At 64.9% G+C, this 4084-nt stretch carries 4 protein-coding genes; all 4 read right to left on the reverse strand.

The genetic code is table 11. The features are described from left to right. Positions 1-764: phospho-N-acetylmuramoyl-pentapeptide-transferase (mraY, locus tag EOD07_RS25150; protein WP_127237341.1), on the reverse strand; the 764-nt coding region annotated here is incomplete at its 3' end. 27 nt (positions 765-791) lie between these two features. Continuing rightward, a complete protein-coding gene (locus tag EOD07_RS25155; RefSeq protein ID WP_127237342.1) occupies positions 792-2225 on the reverse strand; it encodes a UDP-N-acetylmuramoylalanyl-D-glutamyl-2,6-diaminopimelate--D-alanyl-D-alanine ligase in 1434 nt (477 codons plus the stop codon). Then, complete coding sequence (locus tag EOD07_RS25160; protein WP_127237343.1) at positions 2222-3676, reverse strand: UDP-N-acetylmuramoyl-L-alanyl-D-glutamate--2,6-diaminopimelate ligase; 1455 nt, start codon at positions 3674-3676, stop codon at positions 2222-2224. The genes EOD07_RS25155 and EOD07_RS25160 overlap by 4 nt, the downstream gene beginning before the upstream one ends. A 54-nt stretch (positions 3677-3730) precedes the next feature. Next, positions 3731-4084: penicillin-binding transpeptidase domain-containing protein (locus EOD07_RS25165; protein ID WP_281059084.1), on the reverse strand; the 354-nt coding region annotated here is incomplete at its 5' end.

Genomic DNA, 4084 nt, shown 5'->3' on the forward strand with positions numbered 1-4084 from the left:
AGGAGGAAGCCCAGGCCCGCGCCGATCACGGCACCGAGCACGACGGCAAGCTCACCGGTGCCAGGCACGAAATGGATCTGCAGATATTCGGCGAACACCGCGTTGCCCGAGAGATAGGCGATGACGCCGAAGGACGCCGCCGCGATCATGATCGGCACGATCGCCAGGCCGTCGAGGCCGTCGGTCAGGTTCACCGCATTGCCCGCGCCGACGATGACGAAGCAGGAGAACGGCACGAAGAACCAGCCGAGATTGATCAGGAATTCCTTGGCGAAGGGAAAGGTCAGCGACGATGAGAACGGGGCCTGGCCATTGTGCATGATCACCCACGCGGCGATTGCCGCGATGACGAACTCGATCGCCAGCCTCGCCTTGCCGGAAAATCCCAGATGCGATTGCTTGGTGACCTTGAGATAGTCGTCGTAAAAGCCGATCGAGCCGAAGCCGACGGTGACTAAAAGCACCACCCAGACATAGATTGAGGACAGGTTCGCCCATAGCACCGACGACCCGATGATGCCGGACAGGATCATCAGCCCGCCCATGGTCGGCGTTCCCGCTTTCTTGAAATGCGTCTGCGGGCCGTCGGCCCGGATCGGCTGGCCCTTGCCTTGCCGCAGGCGCAGCGAATTGATGATCGTCGGCCCGAAGATGAAGACGATCAGCGCCGAGGTGATCAGCGCGCCGCCGGTGCGAAAAGTGATGTAGCGGAAGACGTTGAAGAACGAGATCTTGTCCGCGAAATCGACGAGCAGTGTGAACATGGTCTTTCCGTCCCCCGGAACCCGACCTCAAGTCGGCTTAATGTTTGTGGCTTCCGCCGGAAATTTGCCGAGCAATGCCTCGACCAGCTTTGAAAACCCGATGCCTTTTGACGATTTGACCATCACCACGTCGCCGGGCCTGAGCGCGGAGATCACGATCGGCTTCAGCTCATCGGCGCCTGCCCGATACTCCGCCTGGATATCGGCCGGCAGAACCTTGGCCAGCGCCTGCATTTCCGGCCCGCCGAGAAAGACGTTGCGCGTGCCCGTGCCGACGATCAGCTCGGCAAGCGCCGCGTGGAGCTTGGCCGAATGGCTGCCGAGCTCCAGCATGTCGCCAAGCACCGCGATGCGCCGCCCCTCGCCGGAGACGGGCGTGGCGTTGAGCAGCGCCATGGCCGCCGCCATCGAGGCCGGATTGGCGTTGTAGCTCTCGTCGATCAGCGTGATCGGCCCATTGGGATGATGCAGGACGTGGCGCCGGCCGCGGCCGCGTTCGGCCGAAAGATCGGCCAGCGCGGCCGCGACCTTGTCGAGGTCGGCGCCGACCAGGTGCGCGGCGCCAAGCACGGCCAGCACATTCTGCGCGATATGGCGGCCCGGCGCCCCGACACGGGCCGTCAGGTCTTTCTTGCCGATCTTGACAGCGATGTCGGAATGGTCGGCATGGAGCTCGCAGCCGACAAGGCGGAAGGCTGAACGGGGATTTACGCCGAAACCGAAGACATGCTCGACGCCCGCCTCTCTCGCCATTTTCCCAAGCAGCTTCCAGCGCGGATCGTCGCGATTGAGCAGTGCCGAGCCGCCGGGCTCGATCCCCTCGAAAATCTCGGCCTTGGCCATGGCGATCTCGTCGAGATTCTTGAAGAAACCGAGATGGGCAGCGGCAATGATCGTGACGATGGCGACATGCGGCCTGACCATCTTGACCAGCGGCCTGATCTCGCCCGGATGGTTCATGCCGATCTCGAAGACCGCGTAGTCGCAGTCCTGCGGCATGCGGGCGAGCGTCAGCGGCACGCCCCAATGGTTGTTGAACGACTGCGCCGAGGCGTGCACCTTACCAACGGCAGACAGCACATGGCGCAGCGCTTCCTTGGTGGTCGTCTTGCCGGCCGAGCCGGTGACCGCGATGATCCTGGCCTTCGAGCGGGCGCGGGCAGCGACGCCGAGCTTCTCGAGCGCGGCCAGCACATCCTGCACGACGATCATCGGCGCCGTCAGCCGACCGAGCGAGGGCAGCTTGCCCTCGGCGACGACCAGCACGGCCGCTCCGGCCTTGACCGCCGCTGTCGCGAAATCATGGCCGTCCATCGCCTCGCCCTTGATGGCGAAGAAAGCGTCTCCGGGTTCCAGGCTGCGGCTGTCGATCGAAATGCCGGTGATGCCCTCCGGCAGCGAGCCGATCGGCCTGCCGCCCATAGCTTCAACCAGCGCTTCCGACGTCCACAGCAGTTTCATGCGGCGCGCTCCTTGAGCGCATCGCGCACTTCCTCATGGTCGGAGAAGTGGAAGGTTTCGGAGCCGATCGTCTGGCCTTCCTCATGCCCCTTGCCGGCGACGATGAGCGTATCGCCGGCGCGCAGCATCGCCACTGCTTCGTGGATCGCCTTGCGGCGGTCGCCGATCTCGATGGCGCCGGGTGCGGCGGCAAGGATCGCCGCGCGGATGGTTTCGGGCACCTCGCTGCGCGGATTGTCGTCGGTGACGATGACGATGTCGGCGAGCCGGGTCGCGATCTCGCCCATGATCGGGCGCTTGCCGCGGTCGCGGTCGCCGCCGCAGCCGAACACCACGACGACGCGGCCCGTGGTGAAAGGCCGAACCGAGGTCAGCACATTCTCCAGCGCATCGGGCTTGTGGGCGTAGTCGACATAGACAGGAGCGCCGGCGCCGGTGGTGCCGACGAGGTCGAGCCGACCCGGCGCGCCTTTCAATTTCTCCAGCGCCGCCAAGGCCTTGTCTGCCGGCGTTCCAGTCGAGATGGCAAGGCCAGCCGAGACCAGCGCGTTGGCGATCTGGAAATCGCCGGCCAAAGGCAGGTCGACTTCGTAGAGCACGCCGTCCGCTACGATTTCGGCGCGCTGGCGATGGCGCTCATGCTCGACGCGCTTCAGTGTCAGGAAATCGCCATGGCGGCCTACGGTCAGCACGTTCAGGCCCGCGGCCTTCGCGGCTTTGATCGTCGGCTCCGACCACGGATCGTCGGCAAAGACGACCGCGGGCGCGCCCTTCGGCAGCAGCGTGTCGAACAGACGCAGCTTGGCGCGGTGATAATCCTCGACCGTCGGATGGTAGTCCATATGGTCGCGGCCGAGATTGGTGAAGGCGCCGGCCGCAAGCTTCACGCCGTCGAGGCGGCGCTGGTCGAGGCCGTGGCTCGAGGCTTCCATCGAGGCATGGGTGACGCCGGCATCCGCCAGTTCCTTCAGCAACCGGTGCAGCGCCACCGGATCGGGCGTCGTCAGCGAACCATATTCGTTGCGGCCGGGCGCCACGACACCGGTCGTGCCGATCGAGGCGGCGGCAAAACCCGCCTGCTCCCAGATCTGGCGGGTAAAGGCGGCGACGGATGTCTTGCCGGCGGTGCCGGTGACGGCGACCATGGTCTGCGGCTGGCGTCCGAAGAAGCGTGCCGCGCTGAGCGCCAGCGCCCGGCGTGGATCGTCGACGGAAAGAACCGGGATCGACAGGCCGGAAACGGCCGTTCCCTTGCCGGCGACGATTGCAGCCGCCCCACGGCTGGCGGCATCGGCCGCATAGGTCGAGCCATCGGCCTTGCTGCCGGCGAGCGCGAAGAAGACCACGCCGGGTCTAACCTGGCGGGAATCGGAGGAAATCCCGGTCACCTCCAGGTCGTGGGAAGCTGTTCCCTCGACAGGCAGGATACCGGCTAGGTCTTTTAGATGCATTGAGTCCCGTTCACCGCAACAAAATAGCGCGCAGTTGCCGGCGCGCCCGAAGAATCACTGATAGGAAACCAGCGTTGCACCATTTTCATGGCTGAAATCTGGCTTCACGCCAAGCATGGCCGCAGAACGCCTGATGATGTTGCCGGCCATAACCCCAGCATTGTTGGCGGCGACGTCCGTCATCCCGGGCTTTTCCGGATGCGGAGCGTCGGCGATCGTGAACACCAGAAATTGCGGATCGTCCATCGGGAAGGCGGCGACGAAGGTGTTGAAATTCAACTCCTTGGAGTAACGGCCGTTGATGACCTTCTCGGCCGTTCCGGTCTTTCCGCCGACCCGGTAGCCGGGGGCCCTGGCGTTCCTGGCCGATCCCTTCTCGGCGTTGAGCGTATAGAGGTAGCGCATGCC

It is taken from the genome of Mesorhizobium sp. M2C.T.Ca.TU.002.02.1.1 (assembly GCF_003997225.1).

Excerpts from the sequence above, each read along its gene's own strand:
- EOD07_RS25155 (WP_127237342.1), bottom strand. The coding sequence starts at position 2,225 with ATGAAACTGCTGTGGACGTCGGAAGCGCTGGTTGAAGCTATGGGCGGC.
- EOD07_RS25160 (WP_127237343.1), bottom strand. The coding sequence starts at position 3,676 with ATGCATCTAAAAGACCTAGCCGGTATCCTGCCTGTCGAGGGAACAGCT.